The sequence below is a fragment of the Azonexus sp. R2A61 genome (assembly GCF_021401135.1).
Lineage (GTDB): Bacteria > Pseudomonadota > Gammaproteobacteria > Burkholderiales > Rhodocyclaceae > Azonexus.
The window spans coordinates 156,690-175,418 of the sequence record NZ_JACBFO010000006.1; the positions used below are offsets into that span (position 1 = coordinate 156,690).

Here is an 18,729-nt window from a genome sequence, read left to right on the forward strand (position 1 = left end):
GTTCAGTCTCTCTTTCTGGCTGCGTATTGTTCGAAGAAGCTGCGCCCGGGGCCGACCGGCAGATCGCGTCCTGCGGTCCACGCCGGCGCCAGGCCAAAAATGCGGATGCGCCGGCCGGCGGCATCGTCGTCGCCCAGCCAGTGCAGGTAGCGGGCGGCCAGCCGGATGAGCAGGCGATAACTGCGCGGATGCCGGGCCAACCAGCCCCACAGACGCATCGTCAGGCGCTCGCCGGGCGGCCGCAGACCGCGCGCATTCTGCGCCTCGCGCAGGCCATGCAGCAAGTCCGGCAACGGAATGCCGACCGGACAGACGCTGCCGCACTGGTTGCAGCCGGTGGACGCGTGCGGCAGGTCGAGCGCATTTTCCAGCCCGGTGTACAGCGGCGTCAGCACCGAGCCCATCGGCCCGGGATAGACCCAGCCGTAGGCGTGACCGCCGAGCGCGAAATAGACCGGGCAATGGTTCATGCAGGCGCCGCAGCGGATGCAGCGCAACATCGGCTCGAACGCGCCGCCGAGTAGTCCGGCCCGACCGTTGTCGACGAGCACGAAGACAGTCTTCTGCGGGCCGTCGAGATCGCCGTCGCGGCGGCTTCCGGTCAACAGCGACACGTAGTTGGAAATGTCCTGGCCGGTCGCCGAGCGCGGCAACAGTCGCATCAGCGTGGCGAAATCCTCGAGCGTCGGCACGATCTTCTCGATGCCGGTCAGCACCACGTGCAAGCGCGGCAGCGTGGTCACCATGCGGCCGTTGCCTTCGTTGGTGACCAACGCCGCCGAGCCGGTTTCGGCAATCAGGAAATTGGCGCCCGAGATGCCCATGTCGGCCGCCAGGAAATCGCGGCGCAGCACCTGCCGCGCTTCGTCGGCCATTTTCGGAATGTCGGCGGAAGTCCGTGCCAGCTGCGGTCGACCGTGCGCTTCGGCAAATAATGCTTCGACCTGGGCGATGGTTTTATGCACCGCCGGCGCGATGATGTGCGACGGCGGCTCCTGCGCCAGTTGCACGATGTATTCGCCGAGATCGGTCTCCACCGGCCGGATGCCGGCTGCGGTCAGCGCCGCGTTGAGGCCGGCTTCCTCGGACAGCATCGACTTCGACTTGGTCACCGTGCGCACGCCCTCGCGCTGCGCCAGTTCGACGATCAGGCGCGCCGCCTCGGCGCCGTCGCGCGCCCACAGGACTTCGGCGCCGGCAGCGACAGCCCGCGCCTCGAAGATTTCCAGCCAGACATCCAGATCGTCGAGCACGCGCTGGCGGATTGCCTGTGCCGCCGCGCGCATTGCCGCGAAATCCAGCCCGTCGGCGGCCAGCGAGGCCATGCCCTTGCGGCGTTTGGCGGTAAACAGCGGCTGCGCCTTCTTCAGTGCCCCCTGCAGGATGCGGTCGGCCAGCTTGTCGCCGGCCCGCGCCTTGAAATGCATCGCCTGCGAGGCGCCGCTCACGACCCGTCGCCCCCGGCCAGCACTTCGGCGATGTGCAGCACGCGCGTCGTCTGGTCGCCCAGGCGGCGCAGACGCCCTTCGATATTGAGCAGGCAACCGAGGTCGCCGCCGATCACCGCATCGGCGCCGGTCCGTGCGATGGCCGCACACTTGTCGTCGACGATACGCGTCGACACGTCGGCAAAACGCACCGAGAAGGCGCCGCCGAAACCACAGCAGGCCTCGCACTCGTCCATCTCGCGCAATGTCAGCCCGCGCACCCTGGCCAGCAGTTCGCGGGGTTGTTCCTTGACGCCGAGCGCGCGCAGTCCCTTGCAGGAATCGTGGTAAGTCGCGCTGCCGGCGAATTCACCGGGGAAATCGGGGATTTCTGCGGTCGACCGCGACATTTCGTGCAAAAACGTCGTCAGCTCGCGGCAGTTCCCGGCAACGCGCCGGGCCCGTTCGGCCCAGGCTGGCTGGTCGGCGAGGAGTTGCGGATAGACGTTGCGAATCTGGTCGGCACACGAGCCGGACGGCACGACGATCGCGTCGTAGTTTTCGAGTTCGCCGATCGCCTTCCTGGCCAGTTCGATCGCCAGCGGGCGATTTCCGGCGTTCCAGGCCGGTTGACCGCAGCAGGTCTGGGCCGGCGGCACGACGACCTCGCAGCCGCAGGCCTCGATCAGCCGCAGGGCGGCGAAACCGATGGCGGGACGCATCAGGTCGACGAGGCAGGTAACGTAGAGGGCAACGCGCATGCTAATATTGCGCCGCACAAGAAGACGCAGTGGCGAATGCTACTGAAACAGCGAGAATAAAGGAATCCAGTTGTCCGAGCCTGCCGGCGCTTCCGCCAAATCCCCGGGATCCATCCAGGTCATCGAGCGCATGATGTCCCTGCTCGACGCGCTGGCGACCGCACCGGAAGCGGCAAGCCTGAAGCAGCTCGCTCAGGAAACCCAGTTGCACCCGTCTACCGCGCACCGCATCCTGGCCGCCATGACCGCCGCGCGCTTCGTCGAACGTCAGGACGCCGGCAGCTACCGTCTCGGCATTCGCCTGCTCGAACTGGGCAACATCGTCAAATCGCGCATCAACCTGCGCGAAGTCGCGCTGCCCTTCATGCAGACGCTGCATGAAAAGATCGGCGAAGCGATCAATCTCGGTGCCCGCCACGACGACGAGATCGTCTATCTCGAACGGACATCCTCCGGCCGCTCGCTGGTGCGCGTCGTTTATCTCGTCGGCGGCCGCGCGCCGCTGCATCTGACTTCGCTCGGCAAGCTCTTCCTGGCTGCCGACGGGCCGCAGAAAGTCCGCGAATACGCCAAACGCACCGGCCTGCCGGGCAAGACGCCGCATTCGCTGACCACCTTGCTGGCGCTGGAAAAGGAACTCGACAAGGTTCGTCGCCACGGCATCGCCTACGATGACGAAGAAGCCGAACTCGGCCTCAAGTGCGTCGCCGCCCCCATCCACGACGACGAGGGGCATGTCGTCGCCGCACTGTCGGTATCGGCGCCGGCCGACCGCCACGACCCGGACTGGGCCCGCCAAGTACGCGAAACGGCCGACGAAGTGTCGCACGCACTCGGCTACGCCGGCCCCCGGAAATAAAAAGGCCGCCTGCCGGCGGCCTGATTGCACCTGAACCACGCGTTGCTCAGGACGATTTCATCGTCTTGGTCAGCCCGGCGCTTTCCATCCAGCGCTTGATCCGGTTGGCATCGCCGACACGGGTCATCTTGCCCTGCGAATCGAGCAGCACGATGACCACCGGCTTGTCGGCGACACGCGCCTGCATCACCAGGCAGCGGCCGGCTTCGGAAATGTAACCGGTCTTCGACAGACCGATCTGCCAGGTATCGCTGCGCACCAGCGCATTGGTATTGCCGAAAGTCTGGATACGACCGTTCAGCTCGATCTTGGCTTCGGCCGTCGTCGAGTACATGCGGATTTCAGGATAACGCGCCGCCGCGGTGACCATCCGGGCCAGGTCATGGGCCGTCGACACGTTATTGCTCGACAGGCCGGTGCCTTCCTCGAAGCGCGTGTTGTACATGCCGAGAGCCTGCGCCTTGCGATTCATCGCCTGCACGAAAGCCCGCTGGCCACCCGGGTAATGACGGCTGAGCGCACTGGCGGCACGATTTTCCGACGACATCAGCGCCAGCAGCATGGCGGTCTCGCGCGTCATCGTGGTGCCCACCGGCAAGCGGGAGCGCGTTCCCTTCAGCGAATCGACATCCTCGTGGCCGATCTCGATCACTTCATTGAGATCGAGCCGGGCATCGAGCACGACCATCGCGGTCATCAGCTTGCTGATCGAAGCGATCGGCGTCACCACGTCGGGCTGCTTTTCGACAATGGCCTTGCCGCTGGCCTGATCGAGCACCAGCGCGGAAGCCGAATTCAGTGCCAGACGGCCCGGATCGTCGTCGAAAACCACATTGCGCGGCGGCTTGCGAGGGGTGTCGGCAACCACTTTGCGGGCACCGGTCGATTTTGCCGAAACGGTCTTGCTGCCAGTCTTGCCGGTGCTGGCCGTTTTTCCGGTCGACTTGCCGCTGGCGGCTTTTTTCGGCGCCGCCTTGGCGGCCGTTTTGCCGGCCGTCTTCTTGCTGGCCGTGGCATCGCTCTTGGTCTTGGCCGCATGCCCCGCCAGCGGGGCCGCTGCGAGGACGCAAGAAGCCACCAGAATCAGAATTTTTCGCCGCATCCCCATCCCTCCGTGAATCGCGCCCGAATTTTATCCGAGTTTAGCAAACTGAAAATATTTTTCAATTAAACCATGGGGATAGGGCGAAAAATTAAAGCCAACATTCAAGAAGCATCGACCACCGTCAAAGCCGTCATATTGACGATGCGCCGCACCGTGGCCGTCGGCGTCAATATGTTCACCGGCTTGGCCGCACCGAGCAGGATCGGACCGATGGTGAGGTTGTCACCGGCAGCGACCTTGAGCAGGTTGAACGAGATGTTCGCTGCATCCAGCGTCGGCATCACCAGCAGGTTGGCCTGCCCCTTGAGACGGGAGTTCGGGAAGGCCGCCCGGCGGATCTGCTCGTCGAGCGCCGCGTCGCCGTGCATTTCGCCTTCGACTTCCAGTTCCGGCGCTCGCCGGTTCAGTTCGGCCAGAACGTCACGCATCTTCACGGCCGTCGGCGTGTTTTCAGTGCCGAAGGTCGAATGCGACAACAGCGCCACTTTCGGCACGATCCCGAAATTGCGGATTTCCTCGCAGGCCATCAGTGTCATGTCGGCCAGTTGCTCGGCGCTTGGATCGTAGTTGACGTAGGTATCGCCGATGAACACGGTGCGGCCCGGCAGCATCAGCAGGTTCATCGCGTAGTAACGGTCCAGTCCGTCGCGCGTGCCGATCACGCTTTGCACGTATTCGCGATGCGTCTCGTGGCGACCGAAAGTACCGCAGATCAGACCGTCGGCGTAGCCCAGACGGACCATCAGCGCGCCGTACAGCGTGTTGCGGCGCCTCACCTCGCGCCGGGCGTAATCGGGCGAGACGCCCTTGCGCTCCATCAAGCGGTGATAGGTCGTCCAGAACTCCTCGAAATGCGCATCGAAGAATGCGCAGTCGTCGGCGTTGATCACTTCGAAATCCTCGCCCTCGCGGATGCGCAGGCCGGCCGATTCGATGCGCCGGCTGATTTCCGAGTGACGGCCGATCAGCACCGGCCAGGCGATCCCTTCATCGCGCACCACCTGCACCGCACGCAGCACGCGCTCGTCCTCGCCCTCGGCGAAGACGATGCGTTTCGGCGTCAGGCGGGCCTGCGAGAACACCGGCTTCATGATCAGGCCGGAGTGATAGACGAATTCGTTGAGCCCTTGCAGGTAGGCATCCCAGTCCTGGATCGGACGCGTTGCCACGCCGGAATCCATGCCGGCCTTCGCCACCGCCGGCGCGATCTTGACGATCAGGCGCGGATCGAAAGGCTTCGGAATCAGATATTCCGGACCGAAACCGGACACCTTTTCGCCATAGGCCGAGGCGACGACTTCGGACTGCTCGGCGCGCGCCAGTTCGGCGATCGCCTTGACCGCCGCCATCTTCATTTCCTCGGTGATCGTCGTCGCACCGACGTCGAGCGCACCGCGGAAGATGAACGGGAAGCACAGCACATTGTTGACCTGATTCGGGTAATCGGAACGGCCGGTGCAGATGATGGCATCGTCGCGCACCGCCTTGACCTGCTCGGGCAGGATTTCCGGCGTCGGGTTGGCGAGCGCCATGATCACCGGGGTCGACGCCATTTTGGCGACCATTTCCGGCTTCAGCACGCCGCCGGCCGACAGGCCGAGGAAGACGTCGGCATCGGCGATCACTTCGCCCAGGCTGCGGGCATCGGTCTGCTTGGCGTAGCGCGCCTTGATCTCGTCCATTTCCTCGACGCGGCCTTCGTAGACCACGCCCTTGATGTCGGTCACCCAGATGTTCTCGACCGGCGCACCGAGCATGACCAGCAGATCAAGACAGGCGAGCGCCGCGGCACCGGCACCGGAGGTGACGATCTTGACCTTGGTCAGGTCCTTGCCGATCAGGTGCAGACCGTTGAGGATGGCCGCACCGACCACGATCGCGGTGCCATGCTGATCGTCGTGGAAAACGGGGATCTTCATCCGCTCGCGCAGCTTCTTCTCAATGTAGAAGCATTCGGGCGCCTTGATGTCCTCGAGGTTGATACCGCCGAAAGTCGGCTCCAGCGAGGCGATCGTCTCGATCAGCTTGTCCGGGTCGCGCTCGTCGATCTCCAGGTCGAAGACGTCGATGTTGGCGAATTTCTTGAACAGCACGCCCTTGCCTTCCATCACCGGCTTGGCGGCGAGCGGACCGATCGGACCGAGACCGAGCACGGCGGTACCGTTGGTGATGACACCGACCAGGTTGGCGCGGGCAGTCAGCGTGCTCGCTTCGCCCGGATCGGCGACGATCTCCTCGCAGGCAAAAGCAACGCCCGGCGAATAGGCCATCGACAGATCGTACTGGTTGGTCAGTTGCTTGATCGGGGTCACCGCGATCTTGCCGGGCTTGGGCTGGCGGTGGTAATGCAGTGCGGCTTCGCGCAATTGACGAGAATCCATGTCTTCCTCCTTTTTATATTGTGAAAACAACAACCGTATCGCGGGAAATCATACCATTTCAACACCCGAAACCCCCATCGGATAACACTTAGCCCGAGAAAGTCAAGTAGATATTTCCCTTCCATTCATGCATAATTATGGGCTTCCCAGCCGACGGCTTCCATGCCGCTCGTAGTCTTGGTGGCAACTCCGGCGACTGGCGCAGAAACTTCCTATTATCAGTAACTTATAGAGAGACAACCGCCATGACCGCACCGCTGAACGCCCCCGACTACGTCAAGCACGAAGGTCTCAAGAAATGGGTCGCCGAGATCGCCGCACTGACCCAGCCGGACCGCATCCACTGGGCCGACGGATCTCAAGAAGAGTATGACCGCCTGTGCGCGGAAATGGTCGAAGCCGGCACGCTGATCAAGCTCAACGAACAGAAGCGCCCGAATTCCTACTTGGCCTTTTCCGACCCGTCCGACGTTGCCCGCGTCGAAGACCGCACCTACATCTGTTCCGAGAACAAGGAAGACGCTGGCCCGACCAACAACTGGGAAGAACCGGCCAAGATGCGCGCAACCCTCAACGGCCTGTTCAAGGGCTGCATGAAGGGCCGCACGATGTACGTCATCCCCTTCTCCATGGGCCCGCTCGGTTCGCCGATCGCCCACATCGGCGTCGAGATTTCCGACTCCGCCTACGTCGTCGTCAACATGCGCACGATGACCCGCATGGGCGCCAAGGTGTTCGACGTGCTCGGCACCGACGGCGAATTCGTTCCCTGCGTGCATACCGTCGGCGCACCGCTGGAAGCCGGCCAGAAGGACGTGGCCTGGCCGTGCAACCCGACCGTCAAGTACATCGTGCATTACCCGGAAACCCGCGAAATCTGGTCCTACGGCTCCGGCTACGGCGGCAACGCCCTGCTCGGCAAGAAGTGCTTCGCGCTGCGCATCGCCTCCACGATGGCCCGCGATCAGGGCTGGCTGGCCGAACACATGCTGATCCTCGGCGTCGAATCGCCGGAAGGTGAAAAGTCCTACGTTGCCGCCGCCTTCCCGTCGGCCTGCGGCAAGACCAACTTCGCCATGCTGATCCCGCCCCAGCCGCTCAACGGCTGGAAGATCACCACCATCGGCGACGACATCGCCTGGATCAAGCCGCGCGTCGACAAGGACGGCGTCACCCGCTTCTACGCCATCAACCCGGAAGCCGGCTTCTTCGGCGTCGCCCCGGGCACTTCGGCCAAGACCAACTACAACGCCCTGGCCACGCTCAAGGAAAACATCATCTTCACCAACGTCGCGCTGACCGACGACGGCGACGTCTGGTGGGAAGGCCTGACCAAGGAAGCCCCGGCGCACCTGATCGACTGGCAGGGCAACGACTGGACGCCGGAAGACGGCAAGGCCGGCAAGAAGGCCGCTCACGCCAACTCCCGCTTCACCGCCCCGGCCAACCAGTGCCCGTCCGTCGACGCCGCCTGGGAAGATCCCGCCGGCGTGCCGATTTCCGCCTTCATCTTCGGCGGCCGTCGCGCCACCACGGTGCCGCTGGTCTACCAGGCCTTCAACTGGAACTACGGCGTCTACATGGCCGCCACGCTCGGCTCGGAAACCACCGCGGCCGCCTTCGGCCAGCAAGGTGTCGTGCGTCGCGACCCGTTCGCCATGCTGCCGTTCTGCGGCTACCACATGGGCGACTACTTCAACCACTGGCTGAAGATGGGCAAGGCCGTCGACGCAACGCCGAAGATCTTCTGCGTTAACTGGTTCCGCATGGACGAAAACGGCAACTTCATGTGGCCGGGCTTCGGCGACAACATGCGCGTGCTGAAGTGGATCGTCCAACGCTGCAAGGGCACCGTCGCCGCCAAGGAAACGGCGCTGGGCTGGATGCCGAAGTTCGAGGATATCGACTGGACCGGCCTCAACATCAGCAAGGCCGAATTCGACAAGCTGACGACCATCGATGCCGACGCCTGGAAGTCCGAACTGGCCGGCCACAAGGAATGGTTCGACAAGATGGGCGAAAAGCTGCCGAAGGAATTCAGCCTGAAGCGCGAACTGTTCGAAATGTCGCTGTTCAAGGACGCCGCCTGAGCGATCGGAGCGGTATGATCGACGGCCACCTGCGGGTGGCCGTTTTGTTTTGAGGAAGCGGAACATGCTCAGCCACGCCAGCCGTCTCGATGACATCGAACCTTTCCATGTCGTCGAATTGTTTACCCGCGCCCGTCAGCTGGAAGCCGAAGGTCGCGACATCATCCACATGGAAGTCGGCGAACCGGATTTTCCGACGCCGGCGCCGATCGCCGAGGCTGCGGTCGACGCGATCCGCCAGGGAAAAACCCGCTACACCGAGGCCCTCGGCCTGCCTGAGTTGCGCGAGGCGATTGCCGGTTTTTACGCCACACGCTACGGCATCGAGCTGCCGCCCCGCCGGATCGCCGTGACCAACGGCGCCTCCGGCGCGCTGAACCTCGCCTTCGCCTGCCTGGTCGAGCCCGGCAGCGAATGGCTGCTGGCCGATCCCGGCTACCCTTGCAACCGGCACATTTTCCGGGCCTACGAGGGTCGACCGCAAGCCATCCCGGTCGGCCCGGAAAGCAACTTCCAGCCGACACCCGCACAGGTTGCGGCGGCCTGGCACGGCGATACGGCCGGCCTGCTGGTCGCCTCCCCGGCCAACCCGACCGGCACCTTGCTGACCCACGCCGAACTGCAGGCGCTGGCTGGCGTCTGCCGCGAACGCGAGGGCCATTTCCTGGTCGACGAGATCTACCACGGCCTGACCTACGAAACCGACGCGCCGACCGCCTGCACTGCCGGCGACGACATCTGGGTGATCAACAGCTTCTCGAAGTATTTTCAGATGACCGGCTGGCGGCTCGGCTGGCTGGTCATGCCGGAAGCCTTCGTGCGCGATGTCGAGAAGCTGGCGCAGAACCTCACGCTGTGCCCGTCGACGCCGGCCCAGTACGGTGCGCTGGCGGCCTTCCGGCCGGAAACCATCGCCCTGCTCGAAGAACGCCGGGCCGAGTTCCGGCGGCGCCGGGATTTCCTGGCCCCGGCGCTGGAAAACCTGGGGTTGCGCGTGGTTGCCCGTCCGGAGGGAGCCTTCTACCTGTACTGCGACTGCTCCGCCTTGTCCGCCGACAGTTTCCGCTTTGCCGGCGAACTGCTCGAACAGGCCGGCGTGGCGGCCACACCGGGGCTCGATTTCGGCCGCAATGCGCCGGAACGCTACCTGCGCTTCGCCTACACCACCGATCTCGACCGACTGGCCGAGGCGGTCGACCGGATCGCCCGCTTCATCGGTCGCTGAGCCCGGCGGCCGGGCGCAGTCCGGGATAACGGCCGGCCACGAAGGCCCAGTCGAAAGCATCGCCGGGATCCGTCTTGCGCCCTGGTGCAATTTCGCTGTGCCCGGCAATCGCGGCGATCGGATAGCGCCGACGCAGGGCGTCGATCAGCCGGACCAGCGCGGCGTATTGCGCAGCCTCGAACGGCCGATCGTCGCAACCTTCCAGTTCGATGCCGACCGAGTAGTCGTTGCAGTTCTCGCAGCCACGCCATTGCGAGCGCCCGGCATGCCAGGCGCGCAGGTCGCAGCCGACGAACTGAACGATGCGTCCGTCGCGCCGAACGTAGAAATGGGCCGACACCTCGAGTCCGGAAATCTCCGCAAAATAAGGGTGGACCGCAGCATCGAGCCGGTTCAGGAAAAAATCCTCGACCCAGTTGCCGCCGAACTCGCCGGGCGGCAGGCTGATGTTATGCACGACGATCAACGACACCTCGGCATCGATCGGCCGTTCGCCGAAATTCGGCGATTCCTTGCGGTCGACCGCAGCCAGCCAGCCATTTTCCAGCCATTCGTCTGCCGCTACCGTCATTCGATGCCCAGCCGTTCCAGCCGGTAGCGCATCGAACGGAAAGTCACGCCAAGCAGGCGCGCCGCCGCAGTACGGTTACCGTCGGTCTTCTGCAACGCATCGAGGATGGCCTGGCGTTCGATCCGGTTCAGATAATCGTCCAGCGTCTCGCTGCCCCAACCGCCGGCCGGCGCATCGCCGCAAGACTCGGGTTCGATCTGCAGGTCGGCGGCCTCGATGCAATCGTCCGCACACAGCGCCGTGGCACGCTCCAGCACGTTCTCCAATTCCCGGACATTGCCCGGAAACGGATAGCGCTCCAGCGCCGCCAGCGCTTCGGCAGACAGGCGGGGCGGCGCATCGCCGCACAGCTTGTGCAGGATTGTTTCGACCAGCGGCGCAATGTCCTCACGACGCTCGCGCAGCGGCGGCATGCGCAGTTCGATGACGTTCAGGCGGTAGTAAAGATCCTGGCGGAAACTGCCTTTGTCCACGCAATCGCGCAGATTGCGGTGGGTGGCGCAGATGATGCGCAGATCGACCGGCGCCTCGGTCACGCAACCGACCTTGCGGACACGTTTTTCCTGGATCGCCCGTAACAGCTTGACCTGCATCGCCAGGGGCAGGTCGGCGACCTCGTCGAGAAAGAGCGTACCGCCGCTGGCCGCCTGGAAGAAACCGTCGCGATCGGCATCCGCGCCGGTGAAAGCACCTTTCCGGTAACCAAAAAACTCGCTCTCCATCAGGTTTTCCGGAATCGCACCGCAATTGACCGGCACGAAGGGGCCCCCCGCCCGCGAACTGCGCTGGTGAATCAAGCGCGCCGCCAGTTCCTTGCCGCTGCCCGACTCGCCCGAGATGTAGATCGGTGCCTGACTGCGCGCCATTTTCTCGATCAGCGCACGAACCTGCTGCATGCCGGCGGAGTCTCCGGTCAACGCCCGGGAAGCATCGTTTTCACCACCGACCTCGGACAAACTCAGGGCCGACTTGACCAGCGTCCGCAGCTGATCCAGCCCGACCGGCTTGGCCAGGTAATCGAAGGCGCCGGCTTTGAGCGCCGCCACGGCATTCTCGGCACTGCCGAAGGCGGTGATCACCGCCACCGGAACTTCCGGGTAGCGCTCGCCGATCAGGCGCACGATGTCCAGGCCCTCGCCATCCGGCAAACGCATGTCGGTCAGGCACAACTGGAAATCGCCAGCGGACAACGCCGCGCGGGCCTCGGCAACGGTGCCGGCGCATTCGGCGGCCAAGCCCATGCGTGACAGGGTGAGGTCGATCAACTCCCGGATATCGGCCTCGTCGTCGACCACGAGTACACGATTCAGCTCGCTGCGAGGACGTCTTTCGCTTCGGACAACAGGCACCTGTCGCTCCTCCCGCTAACAATGAAATGCCCACCGCCGTCGCCCGGCGCCAGCAACAGCTCTGCACCATTGGCACCGCACAGTTCGCGGGCGATGAACAGACCGAGGCCGGTTCCCTGGTGATGGGTCGTGAAGAAGGGTTCGAAAATCTGCTCGGCAACGGCAGCCGGCACCCCGGGACCATCATCGAACACGTGTAATTCTACCGAACCGGCCCGCTTGCCCGGGGTGACCTGAAAACGCACCGCGCCCGGTTGACGCGAGGCGTGGCGCAGCGCATTGCTACCGATGTTCCACAGCACCTGGTAGAGCTGCGCCGGGTCGAAACAGATGTGAGAGCCCGGCACGATCTCGGCGCTGATGACGCCATCCGGCAAATGCTCGCTGGCGGCCAGCGACTCGATGAAGCTGACGCAGAACTCCTGCAGATCGACATGCTCAACCTGGGCCATGCGCTGTCGCCCAAGCTCGAGCACATCCTTGACGATGCGATCCAGGCGTACCGTATTGTCCCCGATGATGCGCAGCAGCCTGTCATGCACCGCGCCCAGCGGCTCCTCGCGCAGCAGTTCCCCGGCATGACTGATCGCCGACAACGGGTTGCGGATTTCATGCGCGATGCTTGCGGTCAACCGCCCCAACGCTGCCAGTTTCATCTGCTTGGCCCGCTCCTTGATCCGGCCCATGTCCTCGATGAAGATCAACACTTCGCCATCGCTGCTGGCCGTCGGCTCGAAACGGGCATTCAACTCGCCATGACTGGCGCCAGCCAGCGCGAGACTATCGTCCGAAGCCCCCTGCAACCAGAGATCAAGCGCTGCCGCCAGCGTTGGGGCACAGTCCTGCAAGCGCCCGCCCTCGGCCGGCAAGGACAGCAACTGCGCACCCGTCGGGTTATGGCGCAGAATCTCGCCGTCGCGGGTCACGATCAAGACCCCGTCCTGCATCCGCTCGACGATGCGCCGACTGATCCGGATCTGGTTTTCCAGCGCAATGCCACGGCGGCGCGCCAAATCTTCATTGGCCATCACCCGTTGGCCGAGCAGGCGCGCCAGAACCGCAGTCGCAAAATAGCCGGCGGACAGGAAACCGGCATGCATCACCGTCCCGAAATCGGCATCCTGCAGCAAGATGCACAGGCACTGCACCAGCAGCGCACCGAGCGACGCCAAGGCGGCATAGAACAGCACCAGACGGCCCTGGCCGACCAGACTGGCGGCGGCCAGGGAAACCAGCAGGATCAATCCGAGACCGCTGCTGACGCCACCGGCAAGATAAATCAGCGCACTGATTGCAACGACATCGGACAAGACCTGCAGCGACAGTTGCGCATTGAAATGCTGCGGCCAGAAGCGGGATGCCAGCCAACCGCCGGCCAGCAGAAGCAGATAGACGAACAGCAGCGAATACAGCGATGTCGAGGGAAGCAGATGCAGGCGACTCGTCCATTCGTTCGGAAACGGCAGGACCAGCAGCAGCAGACACGCGAGAATCAGGCGATACAGGTTGAAATACTGGAACGAGCGCCAGTTTGGCTCCCAGGTCGACGACAGCCAGGACCAATCGCGCATCGTCAGAGCGGCCGGGGACCGGCCCGGCGATGTGCTTCGCTGCAATAGAGCTCGCCGCCACCGGCCTGCGCCTCGCCTTCGGGCAGATAAAGACCGCAATGCGCACAGCGGATCATCCGTGAGACTGGCGGCGTTCCGGCCGGGCCCGAATCATCGCGCGCCCGCCGCCGGGCGGACCAGGCCAGCCAGAACACCAGGAGTACCGCGAACAGGAGTAGATATTTCAGCATCTTGCGAGCCTATCAAATCCATCGCCAAAATGAAAAAAGCCCGGGAAATTCCCGAGCTTTTTTTCTGATTTGGTCGGAGTGACATGATTCGAACATGCGACCCCTGCGTCCCGAACGCAGTGCTCTACCAGGCTGAGCTACACTCCGAAGGCCGAGAGACGTCAGTGATTTCTCTCAACTGCAAAGAAGGATAATTGTAGCAGAGCTTTTTTGTAATTTGAATCCCCAAGGCAAGAAATCGCATCTCTTGCCCACTCGGCTTCCTGTTCGGCGCGGCGTCTTGCATGATCGAGCGCACCGCTGCTGCGCACGGCAGCCAGCACGGCCGGGAAGTCATCGCGCCCACCGCTCTCGATCGCTTGCCGCACGCACGCAGCCTGCGCCGGCGTTCCATGCTGCATGACGTAGATCAGTGGCAAGGTCGGCTTTCCTTCGGCCAGATCGTCACCGATGTGCTTGCCGGTATCGGCTTCCTCGCCGGAATAATCGAGCACGTCGTCGATCAACTGGAAGGCGGTGCCCAAATGCATGCCGTACAGGGCGAGCGCACGCTCGATCTGCGGCTCGGCATGGCTGACGATGGCACCGAGTTGAGCCGCAGCCTCGAACAGCTTGGCGGTCTTGTAGTGGATGACCTGCATGTAACGGACTTCGTCGACATCCGCATCGTGACAGTTCATCAACTGCAGTACCTCGCCTTCCGCGATGACATTGGTGGCATCGGACAGCACTTGCATGACGCGCATGTTGTCGATTGCCACCATCATCTGGAAGGCCCGCGAATAGAGGAAATCGCCGACCAGCACGCTGGCGGCGTTGCCAAAGGCGGCATTGGCGGTATCGCGCCCGCGCCGCAACGCCGATTCGTCGACCACATCGTCGTGCAGCAGCGTGGCGGTATGAATGAACTCGACGACGGCAGCCAGTTCGTGATGGTGGCTGCCCCGGTAATCCAGCGCACCGGCAACGAGCAGGACCAAGGCCGGTCGCATGCGTTTGCCGCCGCTGTTGATGATGTATTCGGCAACCTGCCGGACAAGAACCACATCGGAGTGCAGACGGTCGCGGATCACCGCATCCACCGCCTTCATGTCGGGCCCGATCAAGGCATAAAGTTGTTCCAGAGTCACGATGCGCGCCAATTCAGTCAAGCGCGGAATGTTAGGGGGCCCCTGCCCCATCGTCAAGGTCGGAGAACCTTCGAAAGAGGCTTGCCGGCCCTTTCCGTTTGTTAAACTTCCGGAATTGGAGGAGAGGGGAAAACCATGGACATCCGCGCCATCATCGCGCCCGTCGTTCAAGACAAGGAAGCGCTCGAAGAATTCGCCGATACGCTGGTCGACCGCGCTCCGCAGATCGAACGCGATGTCGCCCGTCTCAAGAAAGCGCCGGGCGATCGCGAAATCACCGCCGATCTGTTCCGGGCCGTGCACAACATCAAAGGCGACGCCTCGCTGTGCAAATTCGAACTGGGCGTGGCCATCGCGCATCCGATCGAGACGATGATGTCGCGTTTTCGCGACGGAGAAATCGGCTTCTCCGATCTGCTGTCGGAAACCATCCTGCTCGCCGTCGATCGGCTGGAACTAGCCACCGACGCCCTGATTGCCGCCAAGCCGCTCGACAATCTGCGACTGCTGGATCTTGTCCAGGGCCTGGAAAAACTGGCGTTGACTGCAGTCGACCGCATCGATCCCGAATGTGCCTTGCTGATCGAGGCTGTCACCGGTTTTCCGCCAGTCGTCACGCCAATGCCCCCGCGCGGTCAACGCACGGCGACGACCCAAAACGAACAGATCAACCATGACCTGCAGTTCTTTCGTTCGCTGGCCCTGCAACTGGAAAGCCGTTCGACCCTGTTTCGCGGCCGCACCACCCGCATCCTTCGTCTCGCCCTCGAAACCAACAAGGCGGGCGGGAACCGGGTCGATCCGCTGCAACTCGAAGCGGCGATCTATCTGCACGACCTTGGCATGATGCTGCTCCCCGAATCAACCTGGCTGAAAATCGGCCGCCTGACCGAGGAAGACAAGCACCTGCTGCGCAACCACCCCGGCTACGCGGCAGGTTTGCTGCAGCGCATGCATGGCTGGGAAGCCGCCGCCGAAATGATCGCCCAGCATCACGAGATGCCCGACGGCGCCGGTTATCCGCAAGCGCTGACCGATCCCGACATCTGCGACGGCGCCAAGATACTGTCCATTGTCGACGCGTTCGAGGCGGTGATGCTCAAGCACAGCCACCGCGGGCGAAATCGGTCGGTCTTGAGAGCGATCGCCGAAATCAATGCCTGCGATCGTCAGTTTGCCAGTGAATGGATCGTTCCGTTCAACACGGTCATTCGCCGTACGCTGGAACACTGATGAATGCACCGGCAGATCTGGCCCGCCGCTTTGGCGGCGTCGGCAGGCTTTACGGCGTGGCGGGGCAGGAAGCCCTGGCGAAAGCCCATGTCACGGTCGTCGGCATCGGCGGCGTCGGCTCCTGGAGTGCGGAAGCGCTGGCCCGGACCGGTGTCGGTGAAATCACGCTGATCGATCTCGACATGGTGGCGGAGTCCAACACCAATCGCCAGATTCATGCACTGGGTGACATCTACGGCAAGGCCAAGGTCGACGCGATGGCCGAGCGCATCCTGGCGATCAACCCGCTCTGCCGGGTGAATCGCATCGAGGATTTCGTCAGCGCTGACAATGTGGCCCAGTTCCTGGACGGACGTCAGCAGGTGGTAATCGACGCCATCGACCAGGCGCGCGTCAAGGTGGCAATGATTGCCCACTGCACAAGGGCGAAACTACCGATCATCGTCGCAGGCGCGGCCGGCGGTCAAATCGACCCGACCCGAATCCGCCTGGCCGATCTCAGCGAAACGACTCAGGACCCGCTGCTCGCCAAGGTGCGCAGCGCCCTGCGCCGCGATCACGCTTTTCCACGGAGCAGGAAGTTCGGCGTCAGCGCGGTGTACTCGACGGAACCGCTACGCTATCCGGCAAAAAATACCGCCTGCGATGCGTCGACCGCAGCAACCGGGCTCAATTGCGCTGGCTTTGGATCATCGGTCTGTGTCACCTCGGTATTCGGCATGGTGGCGGCCAGTCATGCAATCCGCTTGATCACCGGCTGATTCCCGTCAGCGGTTGTCGAGCCAGAACACCAGTCCCTGTGCATTGAGTTCAAGATCCATTGCCCACAGATCGAGAATCGTCCGTTCGGCCAACGAGCAACCATGGATCCGCAACTCGCCCAGCAGATACTGCTGCATTGACTGCTTGATCCGGGCCTGGCGGTCGCCGGCTGCACATTCCCGCTGCGCCTGTTCGGCCAGTTCCACCAGACGATCCAGACGTGCCAGCAGCGCCTCTCCCTGGCGCTCGACGTCATGTACTCGCCCGTAATGTGTCAGATACACCGCCGCCGGCTTGCGCTCGATCAGCCGCCGAATCGAGCGACGCATCTCCTCCGGTTCGAACTGGGTCGGCGTCGTCGTTGGAAAGACGAACTGCCGCCCCTCGACATCGAGTTCCCGATAGGAGAGACCGAACATGTCACCGGTAAAGATGCCGTTGGCCAGTTCGTCGTGAATGCAGATATGGTGGCGGGCATGACCGGGGGTATCGAGGCAGGACAGTTTCCTGTCGGCAAGCATCACGACATGTCCGTCCGGCGCCTCAACGATACGCTCGGCAGCGACCGGAAGAATCTCGCCATAGACTTTCTGGACATAATCCGCGCCGTAAACCGCAGTCACGCCGGCTACCAGTTTCGATGGGGCGGCCATATGGCGCGCACCACGCGGATGAACGACCAGTCGGGCATTGGGGAACGCCTGCATCATGGCACCGGCGCCGCCGGCATGATCAAGATGGATATGCGTCAGGATTACGTAATCGACCGCATCTATACCCAAACCGAGACGCTTCAGCGCGCTCAGGGCATTGGCCAGCGAGTCATTACTCCCAGTATCGATAAAGGCAACCCTGCCTCGCTCGACAACCATGTGGATCGCCGCCAGAATCGGACGTACATAACCGGCATCGAAAGCAACGATGCCGTTCCCATAGTCTCGCCAATCGAACATGTCTCAAGCCATCCTTGCTATCCCGGACGGGCGATTATACTGAGGAACATTCCCTCTTCCGATTCCGCATGAACCATTTCACAGCAGACGATGGCACCAGGATATTCTTCGAGCGCAGCGGTGACGGAAGGCCTCTCATCCTTCTTCATGGGTGGACTGGTAGCCACCAGGACTGGGCGCTGCACTCCACCGCGCTTGCCGAATCAAGCTGTGTTTATCGTTGGGATGCACGCGGCCACGGTATTCATCCTCAGGCGACAAAGGGCGCAGCCCCTACCGTGTCGCGGATGGCCCGCGACCTGAAAAACCTGTTTGAGCGCCACGCACTCGAAAGTATTGATGTCGTCGGACACTCCATGGGCGCACTAACACTTTGGCAGTACATCGCAGATTTCGGTACGGAAAGACTTCGGCGGGCCTGCTTCATCGACCAATCGCCAAAACTGCTTACCACGCCGGAGTGGGCGCACGGCATCTACGGAGACTTCGATGATGCACGAGCCGCGGCGATGCGTCATTCCCTGAGTGAGGATTTTGCCGAAGCCGTACTTAAACTGACAGCTTTGGGACTAAATCAGCGCGCCAGAGAACGATATCTTGTCGACACGAATGGCTGGAAAAAATTGCGCGCGGCATTGAAAGCCCAGCCATCCGACGAACTCATCTGTTGCTGGAACAGTCTTACTGCAGCCGACTATCGCACGGTACTCAGTAGAATCGATATTCCTTCGCTGCTCATCCACGGCAGCGAAAGCAACTTTTACAGAATCGAAACCGCCCAGTTTGTCGCAGCACAGATTCCTAATGCCATTCTGCATATTTATGAGGGCGCTGATCACTGCCCCCATCTACTGCAACACGAGCGCTTCATCCGGGATCTACAGTGCTTTCTGAGCGAAGATGAAGTGATCACCTACAGGAATTCCCTATAGACCATCGCGCTAGGGAGCTGGGTGATTTATTTTGAGTAGACGCACGGAGGCCCGTTACGTATTTGTAACGGGCCTCGAGTGTTATGGGGAGCCTGGCGGTGACCTACTTTCGCGAGCGGAAGCTCACTATCATTGGCGCGTTGCTGTTTC

The 18,729-nt window shown here is 62.8% G+C and carries 16 protein-coding genes and 1 tRNA gene; 6 read left to right on the plus strand and 11 right to left on the minus strand.

Annotated elements, in window-relative coordinates:
- Positions 1–2: 2 nt before the first annotated feature.
- Positions 3–1,448, minus strand: coding sequence for a lactate utilization protein B (locus L0962_RS17220; protein WP_234087749.1), 1,446 nt, complete (start codon positions 1,446–1,448; stop codon positions 3–5).
- Positions 1,445–2,188 carry a (Fe-S)-binding protein gene (locus L0962_RS17225; protein ID WP_234087752.1) on the minus strand — a complete coding sequence of 248 codons (744 nt, stop codon included), beginning with the start codon at positions 2,186–2,188 and terminating at the stop codon, positions 1,445–1,447. Before L0962_RS17225 ends, L0962_RS17220 begins: the two co-directional genes overlap by 4 nt.
- 130 nt (positions 2,189–2,318) lie before the next feature.
- Between L0962_RS17225 and L0962_RS17230 the strand changes: the two genes are divergently transcribed.
- On the plus strand, positions 2,319–3,047 hold the full coding sequence (locus L0962_RS17230) for an IclR family transcriptional regulator (protein ID WP_234087777.1): 729 nt from the start codon (positions 2,319–2,321) through the stop codon (positions 3,045–3,047).
- Positions 3,048–3,093: 46 nt separating this feature from the next.
- On the opposite strand, the gene pbpG is transcribed toward L0962_RS17230, so the two are convergent.
- A complete protein-coding gene (gene pbpG, locus L0962_RS17235) occupies positions 3,094–4,149 on the minus strand; it encodes a D-alanyl-D-alanine endopeptidase (protein WP_234087753.1) in 1,056 nt (351 codons plus the stop codon).
- Positions 4,150–4,253: 104 nt separating this feature from the next.
- Positions 4,254–6,533 (minus strand): NADP-dependent malic enzyme, encoded by a 2,280-nt coding sequence (locus tag L0962_RS17240; protein WP_234087754.1) that lies wholly within the window; start codon positions 6,531–6,533, stop codon positions 4,254–4,256.
- A gap of 245 nt (positions 6,534–6,778) precedes the next feature.
- On the opposite strand from L0962_RS17240, the gene L0962_RS17245 reads away from it, so the two are divergent.
- Positions 6,779–8,623, plus strand: a complete 1,845-nt coding sequence (locus tag L0962_RS17245) for a phosphoenolpyruvate carboxykinase (GTP) (RefSeq protein ID WP_234087755.1) — start codon at positions 6,779–6,781, stop codon at positions 8,621–8,623.
- Between the two features lie 64 nt (positions 8,624–8,687).
- Complete coding sequence (locus L0962_RS17250; RefSeq protein WP_234087756.1) at positions 8,688–9,848, plus strand: pyridoxal phosphate-dependent aminotransferase; 1,161 nt, start codon at positions 8,688–8,690, stop codon at positions 9,846–9,848.
- On the opposite strand, the gene ampD is transcribed toward L0962_RS17250, so the two are convergent.
- The 6 genes from ampD to ispB form a co-directional block, all read right to left on the minus strand.
- The gene (ampD, locus tag L0962_RS17255) at positions 9,835–10,419 is read right to left on the minus strand and encodes a 1,6-anhydro-N-acetylmuramyl-L-alanine amidase AmpD (protein WP_234087757.1); all 585 of its coding nucleotides are present in this window, start codon (positions 10,417–10,419) and stop codon (positions 9,835–9,837) included. The genes L0962_RS17250 and ampD overlap by 14 nt on opposite strands.
- Entirely contained in the window at positions 10,416–11,768 is a 1,353-nt protein-coding gene (locus tag L0962_RS17260) for a sigma-54 dependent transcriptional regulator (protein ID WP_234087758.1), read from the minus strand. The genes ampD and L0962_RS17260 overlap by 4 nt, the downstream gene beginning before the upstream one ends.
- Positions 11,726–13,339, minus strand: a complete 1,614-nt coding sequence (locus tag L0962_RS17265) for a nitrogen regulation protein NR(II) (RefSeq protein WP_234087759.1) — start codon at positions 13,337–13,339, stop codon at positions 11,726–11,728. The genes L0962_RS17260 and L0962_RS17265 overlap by 43 nt, the downstream gene beginning before the upstream one ends.
- 2 nt (positions 13,340–13,341) lie before the next feature.
- Positions 13,342–13,569: a PP0621 family protein gene (locus L0962_RS17270; RefSeq protein ID WP_234087761.1), complete on the minus strand. Its 228-nt coding sequence runs from the start codon at positions 13,567–13,569 to the stop codon at positions 13,342–13,344.
- Between the two features lie 70 nt (positions 13,570–13,639).
- Positions 13,640–13,716: transfer RNA gene (locus tag L0962_RS17275), tRNA-Pro, on the minus strand.
- 14 nt (positions 13,717–13,730) lie between these two features.
- Positions 13,731–14,699, minus strand: coding sequence for an octaprenyl diphosphate synthase (ispB, locus tag L0962_RS17280; protein WP_234087762.1), 969 nt, complete (start codon positions 14,697–14,699; stop codon positions 13,731–13,733).
- A 135-nt stretch (positions 14,700–14,834) separates the two neighbouring features.
- Between ispB and L0962_RS17285 the strand changes: the two genes are divergently transcribed.
- Positions 14,835–15,932 carry an HD domain-containing phosphohydrolase gene (locus L0962_RS17285; RefSeq protein WP_234087763.1) on the plus strand — a complete coding sequence of 366 codons (1,098 nt, stop codon included), beginning with the start codon at positions 14,835–14,837 and terminating at the stop codon, positions 15,930–15,932.
- Positions 15,932–16,693 carry a ThiF family adenylyltransferase gene (locus L0962_RS17290; protein WP_234087764.1) on the plus strand — a complete coding sequence of 254 codons (762 nt, stop codon included), beginning with the start codon at positions 15,932–15,934 and terminating at the stop codon, positions 16,691–16,693. Before L0962_RS17285 ends, L0962_RS17290 begins: the two co-directional genes overlap by 1 nt.
- A 6-nt stretch (positions 16,694–16,699) precedes the next feature.
- Here L0962_RS17290 and L0962_RS17295 read toward each other — a convergent pair whose 3' ends face one another.
- A complete protein-coding gene (locus L0962_RS17295; protein ID WP_234087765.1) occupies positions 16,700–17,647 on the minus strand; it encodes an MBL fold metallo-hydrolase in 948 nt (315 codons plus the stop codon).
- Between the two features lie 68 nt (positions 17,648–17,715).
- Between L0962_RS17295 and L0962_RS17300 the strand changes: the two genes are divergently transcribed.
- Positions 17,716–18,579, plus strand: a complete 864-nt coding sequence (locus L0962_RS17300; RefSeq protein ID WP_234087766.1) for an alpha/beta fold hydrolase — start codon at positions 17,716–17,718, stop codon at positions 18,577–18,579.
- Positions 18,580–18,729: the final 150 nt, after the last annotated feature.